Origin of the sequence: Halobellus sp. Atlit-38R (assembly GCF_003665925.1) — an archaeon.
GTDB classification, from domain to species: Archaea; Halobacteriota; Halobacteria; order Halobacteriales; family Haloferacaceae; genus Haloquadratum; species Haloquadratum inordinatus.
Genome location: NZ_QXIJ01000007.1, coordinates 1 through 26,194 on the forward strand (window position 1 = coordinate 1; position 26,194 = coordinate 26,194).

A 26,194-nucleotide genomic window follows, 5' to 3' on the forward strand; every position below is an offset into this window, starting at 1 on the left:
AGAGGAGAGGAGAGGAGAGGAGAGGAGAGGAGAGGAGAGGAGAGGAGTCAGGTATCGGAGTCGGTCTCGACGCGGCCTTCTGCCGCACGCGCAACCGCGACGTTCTCGGCGACATCGTGAACGCGGACGACCGCTGCGCCGCGGTCGGCGGCGATCGCCGTCCCACCGAGCGTCGGCGCGAGGCGATCGTCGTCGGCGTAATCGACCGCCTCGAACATCGACTTTCGGGAGTGCCCGATCAGAACGGGACAGTCGAGGGCCTCGAACTCGGCAGTCCGGTCGATCAGCTCGAACGACTCCGCGGGCGACTTCCCGAAGCCACATCCGGGGTCGATGACGATTTTGTCGCCGTCGATGCCAGCGCGCTGAGCCCGAATGAGCTGCTCGGAGAGTTCGTCGAGAACGTCTTCGACGACGTCGTCGTAGGTGGTCGTGCGGTCCGGGTCGACCGGCACGGTGAGGCTGTGCATCAAGACGAGCGAGGCGTCGTGTGCGGCGACGACGAAGGGCATCTCGGGGTCGGCGAGCTGCGAGACGTCGTTGACGATGTCCGCGCCGGCGTCGAGCGCCGCGTCGGCCACGGCCGCTTTCCGGGTGTCGATCGAAATCGGGACGCCGAGGTCGGCGATCTCCTCGATCACCGGCACGACGCGGTCGATCTCCTCGTCGACAGGCACGGGTTCGGCACCTGGGCGGGTGCTCTCGCCGCCGACGTCGATGATGTCGACGCCGTCTTCGATCATCGCTTCGGCTCGGTCGACGGCCGCATCGAGGGCCTCGTACTCGCCGCCGTCGTGGAAGCTGTCGGGCGTGACGTTGAGGATGCCCATCACCGCCGTTCCGTCGGTAGCGAGCGGCTCCAGACCCGCCTCACGAGGCGGTTCGACGGGATCGAGGCGGTCTTCGAGTTGCGTCGCGAGGCGGCGGAGTCCGAGGCCGTCCGCCGACAGCGTCCGTGCGAGGTCCCGGAACTGTGCGGTCGTCCCGGCGAGCACCGTCGCAACCAACTTCTCCGGGCTGCCAGCCGTCGAGCGGTAGCACTGCCCGCCGATGTCCGAGAGGTGGTCGGCCACGCGTTCGGCCTGCTCTTTGCGAAGGTAGGTCCGGAAGACCCGTCGATCGATCCCTTCGAGGGTGTCTGGAGCGGCGTCTACCGGCTGTGGTTCGTCGGCCGTCGCACCCGAGACATCGGCGTCGAAGGTGGCACCGACGAAGGCGTTCTCGACGTGCGATTGCCGCGTCCGAGAGACTGGAACGAGCCGTCGGGTCCAGCGGTCGCGGGCCTCCGCGACCGCGTACAGCGATCCGGTGACGAGGACGAAGTCGTCCTCGTCGGCTGACTCGATCGCTCGCTCCGTGGCCTCGGGGACTGACGGGACGACGTCCACCTCCGCGGCGTACTCTGCGAGTGTGTCAGCGAGGGCGTCCGGATCTTCGGCGCGGTCCAGGTCCGGCCGGGTCGCGTACGCCGTCGCGACGGGCGGCAGCGACGCGACCATCTCGTCGTAGTCCTTGTCGGACATCGCAGCGAAGACGAGATGGAGGTCGTCGTAGTCGTAGCGCTCGACGAGGTCGGCGATGGTCTCGGCCGCACCGGGGTTGTGCGAACCGTCGAGGACGGTCATCGGGTCGGTAGACATAATCTCGAATCGGCCCGGCCACAGCACCGACCGGAGACCCTCCGCGATCGTGGTGGCGTCGACGTCGGCGATCTGTCGCGCGAGCGTGGCCGCGACGCCCGCGTTGGTAGCCTGATGGGCGCCTAACAGTGGACTCTGCGTTTCGACCGACCAGTCCGGGCCCGTGATCGAAATGTCGCTTTCGACGTGGGAGTGCATCCCGATTTCGGCCGCGACGACGTCCGGATCCGTCTCCGCGGAGCCGACAGAGATGGCGTCTGTCACCTCGCGGATCGCATCCAGGGCCGCGCAGTCGGCACCGGTGACGAGAGGTGTATCGCGGGGCGCGACCTGTGCTTTGTCGCGTGCGATCTCTTCGATGGTATCGCCCAGTAGTTCCGTGTGCTCTAAGCTCACGCTCGTGACGGCACTGGCCACCGGGTCGACGGCGCTCGTCGCGTCGTACCGGCCGCCGATGCCGACTTCTAACACCGCCACGTCGACGTCCATCTCGCTGAAGTGTCGGAGCGCCACCGCCGTGAGAACCTCGAAGTGGGTGGGCTCGTCGTCGTCCTCGCGGAGGCGGTCGACGCAGGGGCCGAGTTCCGCCGCGTACTCGGCGATCTTCGCTTTGGGGACCTTGCGCCCGTCGACGCGTACCTGCTCGCGGAAGTCGTTCAGCCCCGGTGAGGTGAACAGACCGACGCTCACGCCCGCGCGACGGAGGACGCTTTCGAGCATCCGCGCCGTGCTGCCCTTCCCGTTCGAGCCGGCGATCTGCACGCAGTCGACGTCGAGGTGCGGATCGCCGAAGTGCGAGAGCATCCGCGCCGTCGTCTCGATCCCGAGTTTGGGCCGGCGCCGCTGAAACGAAGTGAGATAGTCGGCCGCCTCGTGATACTTCATACCACGTATTCGGCGGCGGTCACCTGATTAACCTATCGCAGAGCGACCGGAACAAGAACAGTCAATAATCGTACAAATATAGGGTCGGAGATCACGCATACGATCATATCGGATCAGAATGCGCTGATGAGGGACTGTATTCACTTCACTATCGTACGTGATAAACCGTAGTGTACCCTGTAAAATAGCATTACACGTGTAGGCACGTCAATCCACGACAATAATCGTAGGTTGTCGAATTTTTTCGAAGGAGTCCGAAAAATTCGGATAGGTTCGGGTGGATGTGGCGCGCAAACGAAACACGAAATGATACGTGCCGTATATGTTCTCCGATACCCTTACGTGGCCTCCGAGGGTCATCCGGAGATATGACGTCGTCAGACGACAGCGAAGGCTTCCCGACAGACTACGAGATCGCACAGTCAGCGGAGATGGAACCGATCGAGGACGTCCTCGACCCCTGGGGCATCGACGCCGACGACTTCGAGGCGCACGGTGACTATAAAGCGAAACTGACGCACGACACCGTCAATCGACTCCGTGACAACGCATCCGAAAAAGAAGGAAACCTCGTACTGGTAACCGGGATGACGCCCACGCCGATGGGCGAGGGCAAGACCGTCACGACGGTCGGACTCGGACAGACGCTCAATCACGTCGGCGAGGACGCGATGATCGCGATTCGAGAACCGTCGCTGGGGCCGGTCTTCGGCGTCAAGGGCGGCGCGGCCGGCGGCGGTTATTCGCAGGTGCTTCCGATGGAGGATATCAACCTCCACTTCACCGGCGACCTGCACGCGCTCACGTCCGCGCACAACCTCATCTCGGCGATGCTCGACGCGAAGATCTCCCAGAGCGACGAGTTCGACGTCGACATCAACGACGTGTCGTGGCCGCGCGCGCTGGATATGAACGACCGCGCGCTTCGCGACATCGTCGTCGGCCTCGGCGGGAAGACCGGCGGCACGCCGCGCGAGGAACGCTTCCTCCTCACGGCTGCCTCGGAGCTGATGGCCGTGCTCTGTCTCGCAGAGGATCTCGGCGACCTCAAAGAGCGCGTCGCGCGCATCATCGTTGGCTACGGCGAGGACGGCGAGCCGATCACCGTCGACGACATCGACGCGACCGGCCCGGCCACGATGCTCCTGAAGGACGCGATCAAGCCGAACCTCGTCCAGACCATCGAGGGCACGCCCGCCTTCGTCCACGGCGGCCCGTTCGCGAACATCGCTCACGGGACGAACTCCCTGATCGCCGACAAGGCCGCCTTCGGGATGGGCGATTACCTCGTCACGGAGGCCGGATTCGGATCGGACCTCGGCGCGGAGAAGTTCATGAACATCGTCTGCCGACTCGGCGATATGACGCCGAACGCGGTCGTTCTCGTCTCGACGGTCCGCGCGCTGAAGTACCACGGAATGGGAATGTGGCCCGCAGACTTAGACGCCGTCAAGGAGGCCGGCGTCGACGAACTCGAAGCCGGATTCGCGAACCTCGACAAGCACGTCGAGAACCTCCAGAAGTTCGGTGTCCCGGTCGTCGTCGCGCTCAACCGCTTCCCCGACGACACCGACGAAGAGATCGAGGCAGTCGTCGAACACTGCCGCGAGGACCTCGGCGTCGAAATCGCCGAATCGAACGTCTTCGCCGAGGGTAGCGAAGGCGGCGTCGACCTCGCAGAGCACGTCGTCGACGCGGTCGAGGCGGGCGACGAGGACGACTTCGATCACCTCTACCCCGACGACGCGCCGATCAAAGAGAAGATCGAGACAGTCGCGACCGAGGTCTATGGCGCCGAGGGCGTCAACTACACCGGCAGCGCCGAAGACGACATCGAGCGGATGGAGGAACTCGGCTTCGACGACGCGCCGGTCTGTCTCTCGAAGACGTTCCACTCGCTGAGCGACGATCCGAGCAAGAAGGGCGCGCCCGAGGGCTGGGAACTCGAAGTCCGCGAACTCTACCCCTCGGCCGGCGCAGGGTTCATCGTCGCGCTCACGGGCGACGTGCTGGACATGCCCGGGCTCCCGGCTGAACCCGCGGCTGCCGGAATGGACATCGACGAAGACGGCAACATCAGCGGCCTGTTCTAAGACGGAGGGTCGCGGCCGCTTCGTGGAGTCGGTCGCGACGCCGACCCACCTATTCTGTGTCTTTACTTTTCGGCAGCGATGACCCAGAGTGCCCGATAGAGATCCCACAGGGTACAATCACAGCCCTCGGCGACGGCCCGGTAGGTATCGAGATAGCGTTCGTACGCGTCGGTCGTGACTGGATCGGGGTACGGTTCGTCGAGCTCCCCGAGGTCACGGAGCGTCGTCCACTGCCGCGAGTCGACGACGACGTAGTGCTCGGGGTCGATGAACTGGCAGAACGCCGATGCGATCGGGACGTCGACGCCGGCCAGGTCAGTCAGCGACGACACCATCTCGGTTGTGGTATCAGCCTCGACAGCAGCCGAGATAGCCGCGTGAACGTCCTCGTAGTCGTTCTCGTCGTACGCGTCTTCGATCGCGCGGCGGTCCGCGTTGGGAATCTCTCCCAAAAACCGGCGGCCGTACCACTGCACGACCCACTCGGCGTCGCGCCAGCCGTAATCGCCGCTCGCGAACGTCTCCGGAAGCAGATCGACGTGTTCCTCCTCGACGGTTGAGAGGGCTTGCACCTCGGGATACGCGCGGCGTTTCTCGTCGACGACCGCTGCAGTGAGTTCCATACACGCGGTAACCCCGCCAGTCGCCTCAACGTTTTCCTCCGGCGCAGAACCGAACAGGATCGGCCAGAACACAACACGTTTATGAGTTGTCTCGATCGGTATCAGCTCGTGTTAGAAGTAACACTTTATCGATATATCTATAAAGAGACAACGATCGATGGGAGGATCTGTCGTTACAGCAGGTCGAATCGTCGGAGATATCTCCGGATAGGCCGCTAGGCCGGAAGCCCACCGCTGGAGTCGATCGTCCGGATAAACCGGTGTACTGTATGTGAGAAAGATTCATACTTGTGGCAAGGAAGGAATACGAACGAGATGATCCATCAGCGGGAGGAGCTCAATAATGTCAAGTGAAGATCAAGATCCGGTGAAGACGATCTGTCCGTACTGTGGCGTCGGGTGCGGCATCCAGGTACAGCCAGGTGAGGAGCCGAGCGATATGCGATTTATGCCGTGGGGCGACGCCCCCGTCAACGACGGCCGCGTCTGCATCAAAGGCGGTGCAGCGACGCAGGTCGTCGACCACGAGGACCGACTCACAGAGCCGTTGATCAAAGAAGACGGCGAGTTCCGCGAGGCGTCGTGGGACGAGGCCTACGAGCGCATCGTCTCGGAGATGGAGTCCATCCGCGAGGAGCACGGCCCCGACGCGATGGGCTTTTTCGGCTCCTCGAAGACGATGAACGAGGAGAACTACCTCCTCCAGAAACTCGCGCGCCGCTACGGCACCAACAACGTCGACAACTGCACCCGGATGTGTCACGCCTCGACCGTCTGGGCGCTGCGGACGAGTCTCGGCGCGGGCGCGATGACAAACAGTATGGAGGACCTCATGAACGAGGCCGACGTGCTGTGGATCCAGGGCGCGAACCCCGCCGAACAGCACCCCATCGCGAACAGCAACTACTTCCGCCAGGCGGTGCTCGACGGCGCGACCGTCATCCAGGTCGACCCCCACGCCAACAAGACGACCCGCTCCTTCGAGATCGAGGACACCGACCGCCACCAGCACCTCCAGCTCGAACCGGGCACCGACATCCCGCTTCTCAACATCGTCCTCAAAACGGTCCTCGAAAACGACTGGGTGGACGAGGAGTTCATCGCAGAGCGCACCGAGGGCATCGAGGATCTGCGCGAGACGCTGGAAGACTTCGACAAGGAAGCCGCCGCCGAGGAGTGCGGCGTCCCGCTCGAAGACATCGAGCTCGCCGCCGAGAAGTACGCGAACGCCGACAACGCCGCCATCTTCACCGGAATGGGGATGAGTCAGCACACCTGCGGCGTCGACAACGTCCAAAACGAGATCAATCTCGCGCTCGTCACCGGCAATCTCGGTCGCCCCGGCACCGGCGTCAACCCGCTACGCGGGCAGAACAACGTCCAGGGGACGAGCGACGTCGGCGCGATGCCGAACGTCCTGCCGGGCTACCAACTCGTCGACGACGACGAGGCGCGCGAGAGCGTCGAAGACGTCTGGGGATTCGAGGTTCCCGACGAACCGGGACTGACGAACGTCGAGATCACCCACAACATCGGCGAGAAAATCCACGGGATGTACGTGATGGGCGAGAACCCCGTGATGTCCGAACCCGACGCCAACCGCGTCGCCGAGCGCTTAGAGGAAGTCGACTTCCTGATGGTGCAGGACATCTTTATGACCGAAACCGCCGAGTTCGCCGACGTCGTCCTCCCGGCGACGACGTGGGCCGAACGAGGCGGCACCGTCACCAACACCGACCGCCGCGTCCAGCGGATGCGACCGGTCCAGAAGGTCCACGAGAACACCAAGCACGACCTCGACATCCTCTGTGAGGTCGGGACCCGCCTGTTCGGTGAGGGCTTCGACTTCGACACCCCCGAGGAAGTGTTCGAGGAACTCCGGGAGGTCTGTCCGATCTACCACGGGATGACCTACGACCGCCTCGGGGAGGACGGCGTCCACTGGCCCTGCTACGAACCCGGCGACGAGGGCGACCCGTTCCTCTACGAGGACAGCTTCGACACCGAGAGCGGCCTCGGCCAGATCGAAGGCGTCACCCACCAGCCACCGAAGGAGACGCCCGACGACGAGTACCCGCTCATCCTGACGACCGCGCGGCTCGAAGAGCACTACAACACCGGGACGATGAGCCGGCGCTCGCCGCGTCTCAACAACCAGTACCCGGAGAACTTCGTCGACGTGCACCCGAACGACGCCGAGCGCTACGGAATCGAAGACGGCGAGAAGGTCACCGTCAAATCCCGCCGCGGTGAGATCACCGTCGAGGCCCACGTCACAGAAGACATCAAAGAGGGGGTCATCTGGACGACGCCGCACTTCGCGGCCGCCTCCGCCAACCGTCTCACGAACGACGTGCTCGACGAGCGCGCGAAGATTCCGGAGTACAAGGCCGCCGCCGCCGAGATCGAAGTCGGCGTCGAGCCATCCGAGGGCAGCGACGCACCGGCCGACGACTGATCACAGCGCGCAGTCGCGGCTCACAGTTCAATTTTTCCGGACGGATCCGACCTCAGTCGTCACAACGCGCCAGCGACTCGCGAGCCACGGGCGTGTCGTCGTCGACGACGTCGAGGAGACCAAGTCTGTCCAGGAGCGCCCGGGTCGGAACCCCCGCTGCGCTCCAGTCGCGGGCGGCGTAGTAGCGGCGTCGCAGTCGGTCGAACCACGTCGTGTCGATGGCGCGTCCGTCCGCGGGACCGCCGGCGAGCGGACGCTCGAAGGCCGACGGGAGCGTCTCGTCCGCCGCGTCGAAGCCTTCCCGGACGTTGAACAGGCGCGTGAGCGTCCATGTGCGTTCGCCCACGCGGAGTAGTTCCGCAGGGTCAGTCGGCGCTGGTGTGTCCACCGTCGAGAGCCACTCGGCCCCGAGGTCGTCTTCGAGGACGGCACCGGCGAAGTCGTCGGCGACGAGACTCCAGAGGACCGAGGTGATCGTCTGCTCGCGGATCACCAGCCGGACGCGGTCGGCGTCGTCCCACGAATCGCCCTGAAACACTTCGGTCTCGGCCGGAAGCGAGCGGCGGTGACAGGCCCCGCGGTCACTCGTCGCGTACGCCAGCGCCATCGACGGGGAGCCGCGCGGGTCGTAGGCAGGGACCTCCATCGACTTGATCGTCGGGACGAGGTCCGCACCGCCGAGCGATTCGGCGGCCGCCTCGACGCCGTCGGCGAGTGCGTCGGCGACGCCCGATTCTCGTGCAGCGATCCCCTCGATGAGATCTCGTGCCGCGTCGTCGTCGCCGAAGGTGGGCGTGCCGTCGAGCAGCGGGTCGAGGTCGACGACCCCCGCATCCGCGGCACGAATCGCCCACGCGACCGCGTTGCCGGCGCTGATGACGTCGAGGCCGAGTCGGTCGCAGACCTGTCCCAGCGTCGCGACGGCGTCGAAGTCGTCGATTCCGAGGCCCGCACCGAGCGACATCTGGGTCGCGCCGCGCGGTACCGACTCGCCGGTCTCGGTCTCGACGCGGAAGCCGCCGGGCACGTCACCCTCGCGCTCGCGGTCGACGGCCGCGTCGCGGACGGCGTCGATGCCGATGGCGTCCGCGCCGTCGAACGAGCCCTCCTGCCACCCGCGCGTGGAGAGGACGCCTACCTCGTCGGCGAAGTCGACAGTTTCCAGCGTCGCGCTCGCGGCGTGCCAGCGCCCGACGTCGGTCTCGCGGTAGCGGCGTTCGTACTCCTCGCGGAGCGCCGCGGTCTCGGGGTCGAGATCGAGCGGAGCGCCACTCGCGACGACGGCTTTCAGCCCCTTTGCCCCCATCACCGCGCCCGCGCCGCCGCGACCGGCGTGGTGATCGCCGCCGTCGGAGGCGATCGTCGCGTAGCGCACGCGGTTCTCGCCCGCGGGGCCGACGCAGGCGACCGAGCTTTCGAAGGCGTCGCAGGTCTCGACGACGTCGCGGCCCCAGAGATCGGGTGCCGGCGAGAGCGTCGCCTCGCCGTCGTCGAGTTCGAGCACGGTTGGCTCGTCGGCCTGTCCGGTGATCGCGACGCCGAGCGCGCCGTCGAGCGCACCGACGAGGTCGGCGGCGAAGTCGCCGCCGCTGTAGGAGTCGAGGAACGTGCCCGTCAGCGGTGAGCGGGTGATCGCCGCGAACTGCGGCTCGCCGGGAAGAAGGCCGCTCAGCGGCCCGAGCATAAACAGGAGGTAGTTGTCCGGGCCGAGCGGATCGGTCCCGGGCGCGAGTCGTTCGTATAGATAGCGGGCACCGAGCCCCTTACCGCCCACGTACTCGGCCAGCCACCGCTCCGGGATCGGGTCGCGCTCGACCGTGCCGGCGCTCAGGTCGACCCGGAGAAGATCGGTGGGAGCCGCGTCGTTCATACGAGAGACCGTAGCAGGGCGAGATTCATTAAGCGTTTGCTATGGGGAGGTTCGTGTCAGCCGCTGGACCGGCCGAGGGGTGTCGATCGATTCAGTGACCGAGGGAGTGTCGAGCGATGCGACAGGTGTTCGGTATGCGGGTGCTTCGATACGACTCCGCAGGCGCTTCAGAACGCCTCACTCGGTCGTCGCGATCGCTTCGATCTCGACGGCCGCGCCCTTCGGGACGGCACCGGCCCCAACGGCGCTGCGTGCGGGCGGTTCCTCGTCGAAGAACTCGCTGTACGCCTCGTTGAACTCGTCGAAGTCGTCGATGTCGTCGAGGAAGACGGTCGTCTTCAGCACGTCCGAGAGCGAGAGACCCTCGGATTCGAGAATGGCTTCGACGTTGCGCAGGCACTGTCGCGTCTGGTCTGCGACCGACTCGTCGTCGAGGAGTTCGCCGTCGGTCGTCAACGGGAGCTGTCCGGCGGTGATCAGAATACTGCCGTTCGTCGTCGCCTGGCTGTACGCGCCGACTGCGGCGGGTGCGTCGTCCGTGCTGATGGTTCGCTTCATACGCAGTCGACTACCTCAGCGGGCGTCTTAAAAGTCGGCAGAGTGGCCACGACGGGCACATCGTGACAGTCTGAAGATGTGTTGTGTCCTCGTCGGTTGCGTCGATAGCGCAGCGCGTCGGGGAGTCGCTATCCCTGATTGATGATGACGATAGCGACGAGCGCGAGACCGATTCCGATCGCCTTCTGGAACGACAGCGGTTCACCGAGCGCGGCGACGCTAATCACGGCGGCCGTGACGAAGTACATCCCACCGATCGTCGAGACGACGGCGGTCGATCCGACCGTGACGCCGACGAACGTCGAGACGACGCCGATCGCGGCCGCGACACCCGCGACAGCGGAGTAGAGCAGCCCGCGCTGCGTCACCGCCAGCGACGCGTCAGAGTAGACTACGTAGAGGCCTGTGACCACTGTCGCGGTCAGGTACGACGCGAACGCGGCCATCTCGGGGTCGATCGTGTTCGAGGCGACGTCGCCGAAGATGATCCAGAAACCCCACGCGAGCATCGTACCCATACCGAACAGGATCGCAGGGTTCACACGGGCACACCTCCGCGTGAACGGGTCCAGCAGAAGGCGACTCGTCTCCGAATTGAGACGCCGATCGGCAGACAAGCCAGTCGGAGTAATATCTGTTTTCGTGACATATCCAATGCTACATCGCTGGGGATGTTTAGCCTGCCGGTGGGACACAAAAAGACAACGAGACAACAGTACAGTTTTTATCTCCGATACTCGAAGGTATGGTAGTGGTTGACTCACGCGACGAAGCCGGCGAACGGCCGTTCGAGGAGGTGTTCTATCCGACGGATCGCGTCCCGTTCGTCGAGTGGCGGGAGTTTTCGGGGGCAAAGCCGACGGTCGCGCTGACCGCCGCAGTGACGGTACTCGCGTTCGTAACCGGGCTCTCGAACCTGAGCCAGGCGCAGCCCGTCGTCGCCGGGCCGCTCGCGGGCGTCCTGCCGATGGCGGAGACGTTCGTCCGCTTTGCGGGCGTCCTGTTCGCGTTTCCACTGGGGATCGTAACGTTCGGACTCCGACGGCGGAAGCGACTCGCGTGGATGGCAGCGACAGCGCTCCTTCCGGGGCTCGCACTACTGCCGCTCACGACGGGGCGAACGACAGAGATCCCGCTGTTGCTCCTTATCCTCGTCACCTTTCCTCTCCTCGTCTGGAACCGAGAGGGATTCGAGCAGACGCTCGACCTCTCGTCGTTTCAGATCGCGTCGCTGACCTCGATCCTGGGCGTCGGCCTCTACGGAACCATCGGCTCCTACGGCCTCCGCGGACAGTTCATAGGTCTCGACGGCTGGGGCGACGCGATCTACTACGTCATCGTCACTATCGCGACGGTCGGCTACGGCGACATCACGCCGACGACGGCAGAAGCGAAACTGTTCTCGCTATCGGTGATCCTGTTCGGTACGGGCGCGTTCACCGTCGCCATCGGCGCGCTCATCGGCCCCGCGATCGAATCCCGGATGGCGGCTGCCTTCGGAACTATGACCGCATCAGAACTCTCACTCCTCGAGGATCACGTGGTGGTCCTCGGATACGGCGACGTGACAGAATCGTTCCTCGAACGGGTCGGCGACGAGACTGACCTCGTCGTCGTCACGCCCGACGCCGACGCCGCGTCGCGGTTGACTGATCAGGGAATCGAAGTCCTGACCGACGATCCCACGGACGAGTCGGCGCTCGAAGACGCACGAGTGGACGTCGCGAGCGGCGTCGCTGTCGCGGGCGACGACGACGCCGAGAACGTCTTAGCCGTCCTCGCGGCGCGAAACGTGAATCCCGACGTCCGGATCGTCGCCGTCGCCAACGAGGAGACGCACGTCGGCAAACTGGACGCCGTCGGAGCCGACGAAGTGATCGATCTACGGGCGATCGGCGGGCAACTCCTCGGAGCGTCCGTGTTGAATGGAAGCGCGGACGGGACCGCCCGCGACGACTTGCTGGGAGTTTCGGTGACGGGGGACCGCTCCGATGGGTCGGACGACGCAGCGCACACTGCAGAGGAGACGTGACCACCGTGTCCAAAGCGCCGCCGAACTCGGCTGCAGTGACAGGCAACAGAATGATAGTGCCTCCTGCTAACAGATAACGTATGAGTGCGACTGACGGCACGGGTTCCCAACAGATGCTGGCGAGCGCCCTTCTAATGGCGTTCGTCGGATCGGGCGGGGTCGTCTTGGTCGGATTCTTCTTTCCCTCCTTCGTCGGTCAGGCGCTCGGAGGGCAGACGTGGCTCGTACTCGCGCTCGTGTTTTTCGGCTCCGGTCTCGGGTATCTCGCCGCGCTGCCGTACGAGCGGATCCGTCCGGACGTCTCCAGCGAGTCGTCGCTGCTCCGCATCCGACGCGGTTCCGTGCGTGCAGTGCTCTCAGATCTCGTCTCAGTCCACGATCCGGTGACACTCGGGCTACCGATACTCGTCTTCACGCTCTACTTCGGGTTCCAATTCACGTTTCCCGGAACCACGGCGGCGGTCGTCGACGGCCTGACGAACTCCGTACTTCGAGGGCTGGGACCGGTGCTGTTGGGGACCGTGCTCCTGTCGGTCGGCTACTGCGCAGTGCTGCTGTTCAGCGCCTGGGGCGACGTCAAGCTCGGCGGCGAGGACGTCGAACCCACCTACACGTACCCGACGTACTTCGCGCTCGTGTTCACTGCGGGAATCGCGGCGGGCATCGTCTTCTGGGGGCCCGCGGAGGCGCTCTTTCACTATCGACAGCCGCCGCCGTACTTCGACGTCGCGGCGGGCTCTGAAGCCGCGATCGGAGCGGCGCTCGTGTACGCGCTCTTTCACTGGGGGATCTCGGCGTGGAGCGCCTACGCGGTCGTCGGGATTCCGATCGCCTACTTCGTGTTCGAGCGCGGGGCGCCCCTCCGGGTGTCGTCGATTCTGACGCCGTTCCTCGGCGTCGATGGACTGGACTCCTCGTGGAGTCGCCTCGTCGACACGCTCGCGGTGTTCGCGACGATCGGCGGCGTCGCGACCTCGATCGCGCTCGTCTCCCAGCAGTTCCTAGCGGGCGTCGAGTACCAGTGGGGCGTTCCACCGGGCGGGCTCGGTCCAGTGCTGTTCGTCGGAGGGATAGCCGCGGTCTACGTCCTCTCTGCGGTTTCTGGATTGCATCGGGGCATCCGCCGGATCGCCGGCCTCACTGTCGTCTTGTTCGGCCTGTTCGCGCTCTTGCTCCTCGTCGTCGGTCCGCGCGCGTTCATCGCAGAGCGCGCACCGGCCGCACTCGGGGCGTACGTCGTCAACTTCGTGCCGATGAGTCTGTACGCGACCGGGTCGTGGGTCACCGAGTGGACGGTCTGGAACTGGGCGTGGTGGTTCTCGTGGGCTCCGTTCGCGGGAATGTTTCTGGCTGCTCTGTCTCGCGGACGACGGCTGCGAACCGTCGCGTTCACGAGCGTCGTGGCCACGTCGGCGGCGACCGGCGTGTGGTTCCTCGTTTTCGGCGGGACGTCGCTGTCGATCCAGCACACCGGACGGACTGACGTGCTCGCGGCCATCGCGGAACGCGGCGGTTCGGAGGCGGTTGCGGGCTTTCCCCTCCTGTCGGCGCTGCCGCTCGGCGACCTCCTCTTGTTCTTGTTCCTGGCGCTCATCGTCGTGTTTATGGTAACCTCGGCGGACACGTCGACGCTGATCGCCGCGATTCTCGCGTCGCGGCGAGGTGTCGCTCCGTCCCGAGGAAGCATCGCGATCTGGGGTGCGTTTCAGGCCGCCGTGGCGCTTGCCGTGCTTCTCGTCGGAGGGGCGGAGTCGCTCCAGGCGCTGGCCGTGCTCACGGGCGCACCGTTCGCTATTCTGGCGCTCCTCTCGTTGTCGGGTCTGTCGCTCGCGCTCTATCGTGAGGAACGCGGCCAGGACCACACCTCGATCGTGCGGCAGGCGTTCGATCGGCTGCCGGAGATTCAAACCCACCACGACGTCGAACCGCCGGATCGGAAACAGTGAGAGAGTCGCCGGTGCGTTCTCACCGCCGACCGACGGAAGACGAGCGTCGGGTGACGTCGCTCCCACCGTCTCGACGAACAGTTCATACGCGGTGACGATGTTAGATCACGCTCGGTGACGACGTTAGATCACGCATCTGATACGGAATCCGCCAGCGGGGTAACGACGGGTCGCCAGAGATGTCGACGGCGGCCGATCAGAGAAAACCGAAAGACCCGCGTGAAAGCGGCTTTCACGTCTGCTTCAACCACTTTCGGTTGTCGCGTTCGCTGAACGAAACGAAGGCGCTTCGGCGGTCGGAGAAGAACTTCAATGTGTTGACTATTCCTCGCAGATACATATCCGGTTCGAGAAGAAAGTTCATTTCAGAGGATTCGTGGGACCGCACGATACCGAACGCGCGTGCCCGCGGACTACGAAATATGACAACTACGATAGACGGCAACGAGGTCGGGGATGGGATTCGAGAGGACGTATCGGACTCAGTCGAGACGCTGCGTGAGGAAGGAGTCACACCAGGACTGGCGACGGTTCTGATGAGCGACGACGGCGCGAGCAAGACGTACGTCTCGATGAAGCAGCAAGCGTGCGACGAACTCGGCATCGAGAGTTATCACCACGAGATCGATCCGGAGGCTCCGGCGGAAGTGTTGTTCGACCGCATCGACGAACTGAACGCCGATCCCGACGTGCACGGAATTCTCGTCCAGATGCCCGTGCCGGACCACGTCGGCGAGCGGGCCGTGTTGAACCGAATCGAACCGGAGAAAGACGTCGACGGGTTCCACCCCGAAAACGTCGGTCGCCTCGTCGCGGGGAACGCGCGGTACAAGCCCTGCACCCCCCACGGCGTACAGAAGTTGCTGGAGGCCTACGACATCGAAACCGAAGGGAAAGACGCCGTCGTCGTCGGCCGCTCGGACATCGTCGGCAAGCCGATGGCGAATCTGCTCATCCAGCGCGGCCCGGGCGGGAACGCTACGACGACAGTGTGTCACTCGCGAACACAGGGCCTCGACGAAAAGACGCGGAACGCGGACATCGTCGTCGCGGCCGCCGGCGTTCCGGAGATGATCGACGCCGAGATGCTGAGTGAGGGCGCGGTCGTGATCGACGTCGGGATCAATCGCGTCGACGCAAATACCGAGAAAGGGTACCAACTCGTCGGCGACGTCGACTTCGAGAGTGCCAAAGAGAAAGCGAGCGCGATCACACCTGTCCCGGGCGGCGTCGGCCCACTCACGATTGCGATGCTGATGTACAACACCGTCAAAGCTGCAAGCCTGCAGTCAGGCGTCGACGTCGACCTGCCGTAGAGAAATATCGTAGCGTTTGCGAGTCTTCACGCACCGAATCGAACGCAGTCGTGCGATTGGCTGTGTGATCAGTTGCAAACGCTACGATAGGTCGGTGGGTGTTCGGAGAAATCGAGAGCGGTCCGATGGTTACTCGGTGAGTCGAGAGCAGTCCGGTGGCTCTTTCAGCCCCCCAGTCCGAGACGCGGTATGGCCGAACCCGCCGCACACCACGTCGGCATCACTGTCTCGGATCTCGACCGCGCCGTCGCCTTCTATCGCGAAGTACTGGGACTCGACGTTCTCACCCGGTTTTCCGTCGGTGGCGACGCGTTCGCGACGGGCGTCGACGTCGACGGCGCGAGTGCCGATTTCGCCCACCTCGATGGCGGCGGCGTTCGGATCGAACTCGTGGCTTACGAGCCAACCGACGAGACGCAGTCCGAATCCGAAACACACCTGAACGCGCAGGGCGCAACGCACGTCGGCCTCTCCGTCGACGACGTACCGAAGTTCTACGCCGAACTGCCTGAGCGCGTCGAGACGCTATCGGAACCCCAAACGACCGAGAGCGGAACGACCATTTTCTTCCTCGAGGATCCCGAGGGAAACCTGATCGAGATTCTCTCGACCTGAGGAATTTTCTCGTCGAGCCCGACCACGGAACCATCACGAACGATAGGCAAGTATCCGGGATTCGAGGTAAATATTAAATTATTCTTCAATACTAACCCGGATACGTGGATGAGGAATAAAAATACCCGAACGAGTACTGACGAAGCCTCATAACGATCCGGGTACTACGAGGAAATACAATGGCTACTGCCAGCAAAAAGAACCACGCCCGCGGTGAATCGACTGAGACCGACTTCTATCTGCCTGCCGCGTCGATTTCGACGGCCCTCGACAAAGCCGGTTCTATCGTCAGCCGGCTCACGGGCGGTCACGGCGTAGTGCTGATCCCCGACTCGTACAACAAGTAATCGGACGCTCCCGCTTCGCGGGTGACGCGATGACTTATACTGAGGCGGGAGAACCTCTCCCTTCCCCCTCCCTCCACTATGTCCGCTGTTCTTCGTCGATAGACGGGACGGTTCTGTCCGGATAGCGCATACGTCTTTCACGTGGATCGGCCACGATTTGCAGAGAGACGATGCTACGGGACGCTCTGACTCATAGGCATCCTCACGACGATGCCGACCGGGGCACACCACTATGTCCGCTGTTCTAGGCAGGATTCCGATGGGGAAAGCAGCCGAGAACAAGACACAGATTACCCAGAAATAGAGCAGAGACGAGATCAACGAACCCTCCCCCTCCACTATGTCCGCTGTTCTGCTGTACACCTTGGTTGTGTTTGCGGTGTCACTTGCAGACGGAGGGGCACACACCCCCTCCACTGTGTCCGCAGTTCTGGCGCCCAGAGGTGGTGAGGGGTGAGACAGAGACCGGGAATCGTCGCGCAAAACCAAACGGCACAGACCAGACTGAGAGCCGTCAAAAGACGTGTATTCGGACAATCGAGAGAATGTGGACCGAAGACGCTAACCGGGAACGGACGATCAGCGCCCCCGAGGAGACAGACGACGTCAGTTCTGTACCGTCGTCGAAGACCGTCACCACTGTGTCCGCTGTTCTCCCTATTAGTTTGTATTAGGTCAGTGCCGCCTCGTGGAAACCACACCCTAGCTAGTCAGCAGGCGACGGACGGCCGGCCGCATCTACTGTACGATCACCACGCTAGCGACTACTAGGTCAAGTAGTCGCTGCGTTTTTGACCACTACGGACCACATCACCGGTAGATAATATAAAACCAACGAAAATAATATACCAATTATTTCTATCCTTTCTTCGAGCCCTAAACAGCGGACATAGTGGAGGGGGTGTGTTCCCCGAGACATTTATAAAGAACGAGAACAGCGGACACTGCGGACACGGTGGTTTTATTATCCTCGTGGCATATCAACGACGTATGGTCCTCTTCGAGCGGGACAACGAAATCTATCGCGACCGGGACGCCTTGCGGGAGGACTACCAGCCCGACGAGCTCGTGGGCCGGGACGAGGAACTCCAGACCTACCAGGCGGCGCTCCAGCCCGTGATCAACGGTGAGCAGCCGAACAACATCTTCCTCTACGGGAAGACCGGTGTCGGCAAGACAGCGGCGACGAAGTACCTCCTTTCACACCTTCGGGAGGACGCCGCACAGTACGACGATATCGACCTCTCGGTCATCTTTCTGAACTGCGACGGTCTCACGAGCTCTTATCAGATCGCGACACGTCTCGTCAATAGCCTCCGCTCGGAAGCGAACCAGATCTCCACGACCGGATACCCGCTCGCGTCCGTCTACGAGATGCTCTGGGAGGACCTCGACGCCCGCGGAGGGACTGTCCTCGTCGTCCTCGACGAGATCGACCACGTCAACGACGACAGCATCCTCTATCAACTGCCTCGCGCTCGGGCGAACGGTGACCTCGAAACAGCGAAGATCGGGCTCATCGGTATCTCGAACGACTTCTCCTTCCGGGACGATCTCTCCCCGAAAGTCAAGAGCTCGCTGTGTGAACAGGAGATCCACTTCCCCGCGTACAACGCGGAGAATCTGCGTGCGATCCTCGAACAGCGCGGCGACGTCGCGTTTCACGACGACGTCCTCAGCGACGAGGTTATTCCGCTCTGTGCGGCCTACGGCGCGAAAGACGCCGGTGACGCGCGCCAGTCGATCGACCTCCTGATGAAAGCGGGCGACCTCGCCCGCGACGAGGAAACCTCGGTCGTGACCGAAGAACACGTGCGGCGTGGCCGCCGTGCACTCGAACGCGGGCGCATTAAGGAGGGAATCAACGGATTGACCGAGCACGGTCATCTCGTTCTGTACGCGCTCTTGACGCTGGACCTCGACGGCGAGGCGCCGGTCCGCTCCCGCGACGTGCGTCCACGCTACACGCGCTTCGCGGAACTCGCGAATCGTGACCCGCTCGTCCCGCGTCGGATGCGGGATCACCTGAGCGAACTCGCGATGCTCGGGATCGTCTCCGTCTCCGAACGCAACGAGGGGCGTCGCGGAGGGACGTACCGCGAGTACGCCCTGGATATGGACGTCGAACTCATTCTCTCGGCGATGATGGAGACGGTGGAACTCGTCGGCGTTCACGACTCCATCGCGTCCTACGTCGAGGAGGACGACGCTGACGGGAGCCCCACGCTCGAAGACTTCACGGAAGTCTGAGGTCACCGCCGGCTGCTGCCCGCCCGTCTCTCTTGCCCTGCCCGTCACACCACTGTGTCCGCTGTTCGACCCCGTTCGCCGCTGTTGCCGACCATTTCTCGGGATTTGCCAGTCTGCACCCCACCGTGTCCGCTGTTCGAATCCGATCGTCACCGCGTCTGGCCCTCTGGTTCGCGGATAACAGCGGACACAGGGGTGTGGGGATGTTGGTATACGAGCCGAGTCCGTAGCTTTCGTTTAACTGTATTCAGGCGCTAAGTCCCCTTCCTCAAGGAGCAACGCAGGGATCGAAGTGACCGAGTAGCGCAGTAGGGAGGGGATACAGCGCCGTCATCGTCCCACAAACACTCCGCGACGACCGGCCCACAGGCCCACGCCAACCACAAACTACTTTTATGCAAATTACGTAATTTATGATGTGGCAACGCGAAAGACCATCTCCATCCGCGACGACCAAGAGGAGTGGATTCAGGACAATCACCTGAATCTGTCCTCGTTCGTCCAAGATAAATTGGACGAACTTATCGAGGAACGAGAGTCATAGATGCACTACAACTACAAGTATCGACTCGACCCATCGGAAGCCCTCACCGAGACGCTTCTTCACCACGTCGATACTTGTAGACAACTCTACAACCACGTCCTCTACAAACTCAACGAGACAGACGAGATTCCAGCACGTTACAAGGTCACACTCCCCGACCTCAAAACGTGGTGGGACGACCTGAACGATATTCACTCGAAAGTGTTGCAGATGGTCGTCAAGCGCGTCTACGACAACCTCTCCACGCTCAAAGCGCAGAAGGAGAACGGACGCGTTGTTGGAATGCTCAAGTGGAAACCGCCTCGGGAGTATCGGTCACTCACCTACAACCAGTCCGGCTTCAAACTCAAGAATACGAGTGGTCGGCCTGTCCTGTGGTTGAGCAAAATCGGTGAGATACCCATCAATCCCCACCGAGACATCCCCGAGAACGCGACCATCAAACAAGTCACGGTCAAGCAAGAACCCACGGGTGAGTGGTTCGCCACGTTCGGTATCGACGTGGACGAAGACACTCTCGAGAAGCCGGAGAATCCAGAGCGAGTCGTCGGAATTGACGTTGGTATCCTGAAGTACGCACACGATACTGATGGAACCGCTGTCGAGTCACCGGACTTCTCCGACGAGCGCGAGCAGTTAGAACGCGCTCAACGTAGCCTATCGCGGAAGGAACACGGCTCGAACAATTGGGAGAAACAGCGCAAGACGGTCGCTCGACGCCACGCCGACTTGAAGCGCAAGAGACGTGATTTCTTGCACAAACTCTCGGCGTACTACGCCCGCGAGTACGACCTTGTAGCGGTCGAGGACTTGGACGTGAAAGGGCTGGTCGAACTACCGGGTAACTCTCGGAATCGGGCCAGGGCTTCGTGGGGAACGTTCCTCCGAATGCTCGAATACAAGTGCGAACGCGAAGGGACGCACTTCGTCGCCGTAGACCCCCGAGGGACGACCAAAGAATGTGCGTCGTGCGGAACGGAGACAGATAAACCGCTGTGGGTGCGTGAACACTCGTGTCCGTCGTGTGGGTTCGAGGCGGACAGGGACGCGAACGCGGCGTGGAACATCCTTTCTCGCAGTCTTGAAGACGTAGGAGTGGGATACTCCGAATCAACGTCCCCAGAAATCGAAGATTTCTGGTGTGCGAACGAATCGCGCAGCGATTCGTTAACGCCTGTGGAGACTGCGCTCCCTGCGGATACGCCTGTATCTGCAAAGCGCGTCGTGGAGACAGGAAGCCCCACCCTCAAGGAGCGAACCGCGTCAGCGGTGAGTGAGTAGGGTGGGGTAGTTCACATTCTGCTCACGCGTACAACAGTTCGACGTACCCTGCACTCGACAGCTGTGTTCCTCCTTCTCATATCTATTCAGTAATTGTGTTCGCCAGTTTTGTTCATTAATTGTGTTCACTAACTACATTTGCTGTTTTTATTTACCGATCACGTTCTGTCACCCGGTTAAAAACGATCCCGCTGCTTATAACGAGTTACCCGCATTGTGTACCCAGTGTATGTTCGGGACGAGTGGGATTCGCGGCCCAGTTGGAGACGTCGTTACGGCCGACCTCGCTCTCGATGTCGGGAGAGCGGTCGCAGCAGACACTCGGACGGTCGTCGTCGGCCGCGACGCGCGGACGACGGGCGCGGTTCTCGCCGACGCCCTTTCGGCCGGCCTGCGCGAGTGTGGTACGGACGTGATACGCCTCGGCGTCGTTTCGACGCCGACGCTCGCGCGAAGCGTCGAGTGGTTCGACGCCGACGCTGGAGTCGGGATCACGGCGTCGCACAACCCCGCGCCGGACAACGGAATCAAACTCTGGACTCGGTCCGGCCAGTCGTTCCCGCCTGATCGGACGGCCGATATCGAGGACCGTCTCGCCTCGGACGTGGTCGACCACGCTGCCTGGGACGACTTCGGCACGGAGACGGCCGCCGCCGACGATCCGTCCCAGCGTCACGTCGACCGCCTCGCCGACGTCTTTGACCCGAATGCCGACCGACCTCTCACCGATCTCTCGGTCGTCGTCGACTTGGGCAACGGTACCGGACGCGCCACCGTCGATGCGCTCTACGAACTCGGCGCGACGGTCCACACGCTCGACGGGCAGCGCGACGGTCGCTTCCCGGCGCGAAAGAGCGAACCGAACGCCGAGACCCTGACCACTCTCGCGGCTGCGGTACCGGCGCTGGACGCCGACGTCGGGATCGCACACGACGGCGATTCGGACCGGATGATGGCCGTCACGGGCGGTGGCGAGTTCGTCCCTGGCGACCTCCTCTTGGCACTGTTCGCACGCGACGCTGTCGAACGCGCGATGACGAACGCCGAGTTCGCTGACACGGCCCCGCACGTCGCGGTCCCGGTCGACACGAGCCTCGTCGTCGCCGACGCCGTCACCGGCGCCGGGGGCGACGTGGAGTACACTCCAGTCGGCGACGTCCACGTCGCCGAAGCGGCCAGCGACGAGGCGCTCGTCTTCGGCGGTGAACCGTCGGGTGCGTGGATCTGGCCGGGCGAGACGCTCGCCCCCGATGGCCACCACGCGGCGCTCAGTCTCGCGGTGCTCGTCCAGCAGCGAGGCCCACTCGCTGCGCTCGTCGACTCCCTGCCGGCCGAACAGTTTACGACTCGCCGTGCGAACGTCGAAGTCGACGACCGGGCCGAATCGATGACCGCAATCGAATCGGTCTTTCGTGATCGCTTCGAGGAGATCGATACGATCGACGGACTGCGCGTCGAGACCGACGAGGGATGGTTCCTCGTCAGGCCGAGCGGGACAGAACCGCTCGTTCGAGTGACTGCGGAAGCGCGCGAGGAGAGCCACGCCGACGAACTTCTCGAGCTGGCGCTGGAAGTTGTGAACGCGGAGTCGGTCGGGCCAGCAGACGCGTAGTCGTCGCGTGGCCGCTGTCTGTACCCGACGCTTGGCCCATTGCCAACGCGATTTGTAGCTCTCTCCACTTCCTCGTATGCCTTGCCTGAACAGCGGACATTGTGGTGTCCCTGGACGGTAGTATACTAAGCCGAATATCTATATAGGAAATAAATAATCGAATATTTCGAAACAATTCTAATTAATATATTGCATCCTAATTATCTGTAGAAGTCTATATTGCCGCTCTCATACGACTCAAAGTATATTTTCAGAAATTAGTACAAGATATATTTATTCTAAGCAACTGTCGACGCTACGTCGGTCAATTCGGGTCGCCGTCTCACCAGATGATGGATTGTGGTAGTGTGTACATCCGAGTGTTTCGGCGATCGAAATTCGACCGCACCGGGAAGGCTTTATGTTGGCCCGCATCCGGAGTATCTGGTATGAATACGGTGGCCGGCCACGGCGGGGATGTCGCGTGAGCGACCAATACATCACCTCCGAGGATCACCTGCCCGCCGACACCGACGGCGAACTCACGTTGCAGGTGATGGACCAGGAGACGAAGCATATCTTCACCACGCGGGCCCGCATCGCTCGCGACCCAGCGGAGCTACCCGACCCAGACCCGCTTACCATCCTCCGCGGCCCTCACGAGAACCGCGAGGAGCAGTGGTACATCCAGATCATCGAGACGGACGTCGGCGAAGCCAGCGTCGACGAGACGGTGCTGAAAGAGTGTTTCGAGGAGAGTCAGGAGGGCTCGAACGTCTTGACTGCCCGGGGCGAAGACGTCAAGACGTTGGTCTCGTACCTGGTCGAGACCGGAGAGTACGATTCGGTCTCGACCGCAGTCCGGTCGCTCCTTCGCGAGCACCTCTCCGAGACGCGCCCCGAACTCGTGGAACGCTACGTCGACCTCCGAACCGAACGCGAACGCGAGGAGATGGAACTCAAACTCGGCGGCGGCGAGAAGGAATGAGCCGGCCGAATCGAGACGTTGGACGACCGCCGCGTCCGGACGGAGGCACCGTCGCTGCACCGGGACCCGAAGAGCCGGCCGGAAGTCTCCGAGCCTACCTGGCCGGGCTGGAAGCCGCCGGCGAACTCAATCGCATCGAGACCCCCGTCTCCTGGAATCTGGAAGCGAGCGCGATCACGATGCTCGCGAACGACCGCGACGACCGCGTGCCGGTCTTCGAGTCGGTCACCGAAAGCGAGATTCCGGCCCGGCTGGTCGGTGATCCCTACCGCGGCCCACGGAACCGGCCGTGGGCCCGCCCGGCACGGGCGTTGGGGCTCCCCCCAGATCTCGACGGCGAGGAGTACTACGAACGCGTCATCGACCGACTCCGACGGCCGATCGAACCGACAATCGTCGACGACGAGACGGCGCCGTGTAAGGCTGTGATCCGGCGCGGGAGCGACGCGGACCTGTTCGCGCTCCCGTGGCCGTACATCCACGCGGCCGACGGCGGCCGCTACTCGAACCTCCACACGATGGTGGCTCCCGACCCCGACTCGACGTGGACCGATTGGTCGTCCCATCGCGCGATGATTCAGGATGGCGACCGCGCGAGCGTCCTCCTGCTGGCGGGCGAGCAGACGCCAAATCTGTTCTACTACCGGTACGAGCGCCGCGACGAACCGATGCCCGTCGCGATCGCGGTGGGCGTCGAACCTGCCGCGCAGTTCACCGCGTCGATGTGGATTCCGACCGGCAGCGACGAGGCGGCCTTCGCGGGCGGGCTGAAAGGCGAACCAATCGAACTCGTCGAGTGTACGACCAACGACCTCAAAGTGCCGGCCAGCGCGGAGCTCGTCATCGAGGGGCAGATCCTCCCAGGCGAGCGGCTAGACGAAGGCCCGTTCGGCGATTACTTCGGCTATATGCACGGTCCGCGGCGCTCGATGCCGGTCCTGGAAGTCGAAGCCGTGACGCACCGCGAGCAGCCGCTGATCCCCTTCTGCGTCGAGGGATCGGGCGTCGGATACTCCCAGAACACGAGTTCGACGACCGAAGTCGCGTGCGTCGGTCCGGACGCGACGCTCGGTCTCCGGGCCGCTGGCTACGACGTCGAGCGGTGCGTTCCGTGGCGCTTCACCCCCCGAACGGTCTACGTCGTCTCGACGGACGTCCCGCGGCCGGGCTATCTCCACGAACTGGCGAACTTCATCTTCACTACCTGGGGGATGTTGCACGTCGACTTCTTCGTCTTCGTCGATCCCGACGTCGATCCGCTGTCGACGCGTGAAGTGCTCGAAGCCCTCGCGCTCTATGCCGACCCCGAAGAGGATTTCCACCAGTTCGGGGCCGAGGCGATGCCGAAAGTCCCACTGAACATCTATCAGACGCCAGAGGAGAAGGGGGACGCCGAGACCGGCACCTCCAAATCGAAGACGGCGAAGGCGTACATTGACGCCACTGCGGGTACAGACGCCGCTGCGCGCGACGGGGCGAGATCGGTTCCCGACGAGCAACTCCGCGAGCGCGCCCGCAAGATCCTCTCGGGTGCCGGCGTCGATCTGTCTACTGTCGACCTCGCGGGCGGGCCGAACGCCGATGTAGACTCCGCAAGCGGGGGCACCGACCGATGACTGACTTTCGAACCCACCTCGATTCGCTCCGGACGGCCGACGACCTCGTCGAGATCGGCGACCGCGTCCACTGGGCGGACACTGCTGCGGCGGTCGCCGGAGAAGCAGCCAGAGAGAACGGTCCAGCGGTCCTTCTGGAGAACACCGGCGGCACGGCGCGCCTCGTCAGTGGCGCACTCGGTGGGCCGGATCGCCTCGCAGTCCGCTCCCGTGAGCCGTGGTCCCGCGTCGGCGCAGCCCTGGACCTCGGCTTCGAAGCCGATTACCTCGACGTCTTGGATGCGCTAGTGGTTGCCCGGCGAGGAGGGCCGACTCCGGACACTGCAGCGGCGGCAGCAACGGAGACTGGAGTCGACGTCAGATCCCTCGGCTTACCCGCCATCGACGGTGCGGACGTGCCAGTCGTCACGCTCGGCCTCGCGGCCATTCCAGCAGCGAGTGCCGACGACGGGCCGGACGCAGACGATTCCGCGGGACCTCCCGTTGAGCAGACGCACTGGCTCCCCGTTCGCGGGTCGATCCACGGGAGCGATACGCTTCGGCTGTCGGTGCCGTCGGGCCCCGTTCAGCACGTCACGGACGACTCGCCGATCACGATCCTGTTGGGTGCCCCGCCTGCGGCGCTCGTCGGGGCCACGATGCGGTGGGTCGGCGACTCGCACGTCGCGGGCGCGCCGCACGTCGCGAGCGCTCTCGGGTCCATCTCGGTCGCACCGACGCCAGCCGGCCCGGTTCCGACCGCCAGTGAGGTGGTCATCGAAGCAACGATCGGTGACGACCCACCGACGGTCGGTGCGGACCAACGGGCGACGTCTGGTCGAGTGACTGACGCCCAGCCGACGAGTGTATCCAGCCCCGCCGGCCCGCGAGCCCCGTGGGAGGACGCCGTCGCGACCACGGCGTTCGAGGCGCGCGTCGACACCGTACGAACCCGCGAGGATCCGCTGGTCCCCTTCTCGCCGACGGGCGCGCCGATGTCTGACGGGCGGACGCTTCTCTCGATCATCGAGTCCGCGCGACTGTACGGCCGCGTGAACAACTACTGGGGCGTCGCGCCCGTCGAATGGCTCGCGTTGCCGGCGGAGGCCGGCCTCGGAATCTGCCTCGTCGCGAGCGAGATTCTCTACGCCGGGTTCGAGTGGCAACTGGCGAACACCCTCTTTTCGTTCTCGCGCCTGTTCGACAAGGTCGTCGTCCTCGACACCGAGACGGCGCCGATGGATCTCGGGCGGGCCTTCGACGACATCTGGGTGAAAGCCCACCCCGCGAACGACTGGGAGTTCTCCGACTCGGAGGCGCCTGCCGCGACCGCGACCCACTACCGACGCGACGGGTCGACGGGTGCGAACGTCTACGTCAACGCCGCCTGGGACCCTCGCTGGGACGAAGAGTACATCGCCCCACGGGTCACGTTCGAGACGACGTACCCCGAGGATCTCCGTGAAGCCGTACGCACGGACTGGATGGACCTCGGATTCGACAACGGTCCCGAACACGAACCCGGCCACACAGAACGCGCGGACGAATCCGGTGAGAACTGA

The 26,194-nt window shown here is 63.6% G+C and carries 19 protein-coding genes; 14 read left to right on the forward strand and 5 right to left on the reverse strand.

Going from position 1 to position 26,194, the window contains the following annotated elements:
• Positions 1-47 precede the first annotated feature (47 nt).
• Positions 48-2,525, reverse strand: a complete 2,478-nt coding sequence (gene folP, locus D3D02_RS10860; protein WP_121570012.1) for a dihydropteroate synthase — start codon at positions 2,523-2,525, stop codon at positions 48-50.
• Between the two features lie 368 nt (positions 2,526-2,893).
• Here folP and D3D02_RS10865 point away from each other — a divergent pair, with 368 nt between their 5' ends.
• Positions 2,894-4,618 (forward strand): formate--tetrahydrofolate ligase, encoded by a 1,725-nt coding sequence (locus D3D02_RS10865; RefSeq protein ID WP_121570013.1) that lies wholly within the window; start codon positions 2,894-2,896, stop codon positions 4,616-4,618.
• Positions 4,619-4,680: 62 nt separating this feature from the next.
• Here D3D02_RS10865 and D3D02_RS10870 read toward each other — a convergent pair whose 3' ends face one another.
• On the reverse strand, positions 4,681-5,241 hold the full coding sequence (locus tag D3D02_RS10870; RefSeq protein WP_121570182.1) for a hypothetical protein: 561 nt from the start codon (positions 5,239-5,241) through the stop codon (positions 4,681-4,683).
• Positions 5,242-5,584: 343 nt separating this feature from the next.
• On the opposite strand from D3D02_RS10870, the gene fdhF reads away from it, so the two are divergent.
• Positions 5,585-7,699 (forward strand): formate dehydrogenase subunit alpha, encoded by a 2,115-nt coding sequence (gene fdhF, locus D3D02_RS10875; RefSeq protein WP_121570014.1) that lies wholly within the window; start codon positions 5,585-5,587, stop codon positions 7,697-7,699.
• 52 nt (positions 7,700-7,751) lie between these two features.
• Here fdhF and D3D02_RS10880 read toward each other — a convergent pair whose 3' ends face one another.
• The 3 genes from D3D02_RS10880 to D3D02_RS10890 all read right to left on the reverse strand — a co-directional run bounded on the left by D3D02_RS10880 (position 7,752) and on the right by D3D02_RS10890 (position 10,669).
• The gene (locus tag D3D02_RS10880) at positions 7,752-9,569 is read right to left on the reverse strand and encodes an aldehyde ferredoxin oxidoreductase family protein (RefSeq protein ID WP_121570015.1); all 1,818 of its coding nucleotides are present in this window, start codon (positions 9,567-9,569) and stop codon (positions 7,752-7,754) included.
• Positions 9,570-9,746: 177 nt separating this feature from the next.
• Positions 9,747-10,127: a Rid family detoxifying hydrolase gene (locus D3D02_RS10885; RefSeq protein ID WP_121570016.1), complete on the reverse strand. Its 381-nt coding sequence runs from the start codon at positions 10,125-10,127 to the stop codon at positions 9,747-9,749.
• A 128-nt stretch (positions 10,128-10,255) separates the two neighbouring features.
• Entirely contained in the window at positions 10,256-10,669 is a 414-nt protein-coding gene (locus D3D02_RS10890) for a DMT family transporter (protein ID WP_121570017.1), read from the reverse strand.
• Positions 10,670-10,872: 203 nt separating this feature from the next.
• Here D3D02_RS10890 and D3D02_RS10895 point away from each other — a divergent pair, with 203 nt between their 5' ends.
• The 12 genes from D3D02_RS10895 to D3D02_RS10940 all read left to right on the forward strand — a co-directional run bounded on the left by D3D02_RS10895 (position 10,873) and on the right by D3D02_RS10940 (position 26,194).
• Positions 10,873-12,159, forward strand: coding sequence for an NAD-binding protein (locus D3D02_RS10895; protein ID WP_121570018.1), 1,287 nt, complete (start codon positions 10,873-10,875; stop codon positions 12,157-12,159).
• Between the two features lie 80 nt (positions 12,160-12,239).
• Entirely contained in the window at positions 12,240-14,105 is a 1,866-nt protein-coding gene (locus D3D02_RS10900) for a BCCT family transporter (protein ID WP_121570019.1), read from the forward strand.
• Positions 14,106-14,527: 422 nt separating this feature from the next.
• A complete protein-coding gene (locus D3D02_RS10905; protein WP_121570020.1) occupies positions 14,528-15,421 on the forward strand; it encodes a bifunctional methylenetetrahydrofolate dehydrogenase/methenyltetrahydrofolate cyclohydrolase in 894 nt (297 codons plus the stop codon).
• A gap of 189 nt (positions 15,422-15,610) precedes the next feature.
• A complete protein-coding gene (locus D3D02_RS10910; protein ID WP_121570021.1) occupies positions 15,611-16,036 on the forward strand; it encodes a VOC family protein in 426 nt (141 codons plus the stop codon).
• Positions 16,037-16,215: 179 nt separating this feature from the next.
• Entirely contained in the window at positions 16,216-16,383 is a 168-nt protein-coding gene (locus D3D02_RS20930; RefSeq protein WP_199723065.1) for a hypothetical protein, read from the forward strand.
• 990 nt (positions 16,384-17,373) lie between these two features.
• Positions 17,374-18,633 carry an orc1/cdc6 family replication initiation protein gene (locus D3D02_RS10915; RefSeq protein ID WP_121570022.1) on the forward strand — a complete coding sequence of 420 codons (1,260 nt, stop codon included), beginning with the start codon at positions 17,374-17,376 and terminating at the stop codon, positions 18,631-18,633.
• A gap of 418 nt (positions 18,634-19,051) precedes the next feature.
• Positions 19,052-19,177: a hypothetical protein gene (locus tag D3D02_RS21505; protein WP_255410158.1), complete on the forward strand. Its 126-nt coding sequence runs from the start codon at positions 19,052-19,054 to the stop codon at positions 19,175-19,177.
• A complete protein-coding gene (locus tag D3D02_RS10920; RefSeq protein ID WP_121570023.1) occupies positions 19,178-20,458 on the forward strand; it encodes an RNA-guided endonuclease TnpB family protein in 1,281 nt (426 codons plus the stop codon).
• 229 nt (positions 20,459-20,687) lie between these two features.
• The gene (locus D3D02_RS10925; RefSeq protein WP_121570024.1) at positions 20,688-22,070 is read left to right on the forward strand and encodes a phosphopentomutase/phosphoglucosamine mutase; all 1,383 of its coding nucleotides are present in this window, start codon (positions 20,688-20,690) and stop codon (positions 22,068-22,070) included.
• Between the two features lie 463 nt (positions 22,071-22,533).
• Positions 22,534-23,037 (forward strand): hypothetical protein, encoded by a 504-nt coding sequence (locus D3D02_RS10930; protein ID WP_121570025.1) that lies wholly within the window; start codon positions 22,534-22,536, stop codon positions 23,035-23,037.
• Entirely contained in the window at positions 23,034-24,653 is a 1,620-nt protein-coding gene (locus D3D02_RS10935; RefSeq protein WP_121570026.1) for a UbiD family decarboxylase, read from the forward strand. The genes D3D02_RS10930 and D3D02_RS10935 overlap by 4 nt, the downstream gene beginning before the upstream one ends.
• Positions 24,650-26,194 carry a UbiD family decarboxylase domain-containing protein gene (locus D3D02_RS10940; protein ID WP_121570027.1) on the forward strand — a complete coding sequence of 515 codons (1,545 nt, stop codon included), beginning with the start codon at positions 24,650-24,652 and terminating at the stop codon, positions 26,192-26,194. The genes D3D02_RS10935 and D3D02_RS10940 overlap by 4 nt, the downstream gene beginning before the upstream one ends.

What these genes read in the sequence shown, in the direction of transcription:
- folP (WP_121570012.1), bottom strand. Translation starts at nt 2,525, where the DNA reads ATGAAGTATCACGAGGCGGCCGACTATCTCACTTCGTTTCAGCGGCGC.
- D3D02_RS10865 (WP_121570013.1), top strand. Translation starts at nt 2,894, where the DNA reads ATGACGTCGTCAGACGACAGCGAAGGCTTCCCGACAGACTACGAGATC.
- D3D02_RS10870 (WP_121570182.1), bottom strand. Translation starts at nt 5,241, where the DNA reads ATGGAACTCACTGCAGCGGTCGTCGACGAGAAACGCCGCGCGTATCCC.
- fdhF (WP_121570014.1), top strand. Translation starts at nt 5,585, where the DNA reads ATGTCAAGTGAAGATCAAGATCCGGTGAAGACGATCTGTCCGTACTGT.
- D3D02_RS10880 (WP_121570015.1), bottom strand. Translation starts at nt 9,569, where the DNA reads ATGAACGACGCGGCTCCCACCGATCTTCTCCGGGTCGACCTGAGCGCC.
- D3D02_RS10885 (WP_121570016.1), bottom strand. Translation starts at nt 10,127, where the DNA reads ATGAAGCGAACCATCAGCACGGACGACGCACCCGCCGCAGTCGGCGCG.
- D3D02_RS10895 (WP_121570018.1), top strand. Translation starts at nt 10,873, where the DNA reads ATGGTAGTGGTTGACTCACGCGACGAAGCCGGCGAACGGCCGTTCGAG.
- D3D02_RS10900 (WP_121570019.1), top strand. Translation starts at nt 12,240, where the DNA reads ATGAGTGCGACTGACGGCACGGGTTCCCAACAGATGCTGGCGAGCGCC.
- D3D02_RS10905 (WP_121570020.1), top strand. Translation starts at nt 14,528, where the DNA reads ATGACAACTACGATAGACGGCAACGAGGTCGGGGATGGGATTCGAGAG.
- D3D02_RS10910 (WP_121570021.1), top strand. Translation starts at nt 15,611, where the DNA reads ATGGCCGAACCCGCCGCACACCACGTCGGCATCACTGTCTCGGATCTC.
- D3D02_RS20930 (WP_199723065.1), top strand. Translation starts at nt 16,216, where the DNA reads ATGGCTACTGCCAGCAAAAAGAACCACGCCCGCGGTGAATCGACTGAG.
- D3D02_RS10915 (WP_121570022.1), top strand. Translation starts at nt 17,374, where the DNA reads ATGGTCCTCTTCGAGCGGGACAACGAAATCTATCGCGACCGGGACGCC.
- D3D02_RS10920 (WP_121570023.1), top strand. Translation starts at nt 19,178, where the DNA reads ATGCACTACAACTACAAGTATCGACTCGACCCATCGGAAGCCCTCACC.
- D3D02_RS10925 (WP_121570024.1), top strand. Translation starts at nt 20,688, where the DNA reads ATGTTCGGGACGAGTGGGATTCGCGGCCCAGTTGGAGACGTCGTTACG.
- D3D02_RS10935 (WP_121570026.1), top strand. Translation starts at nt 23,034, where the DNA reads ATGAGCCGGCCGAATCGAGACGTTGGACGACCGCCGCGTCCGGACGGA.
- D3D02_RS10940 (WP_121570027.1), top strand. Translation starts at nt 24,650, where the DNA reads ATGACTGACTTTCGAACCCACCTCGATTCGCTCCGGACGGCCGACGAC.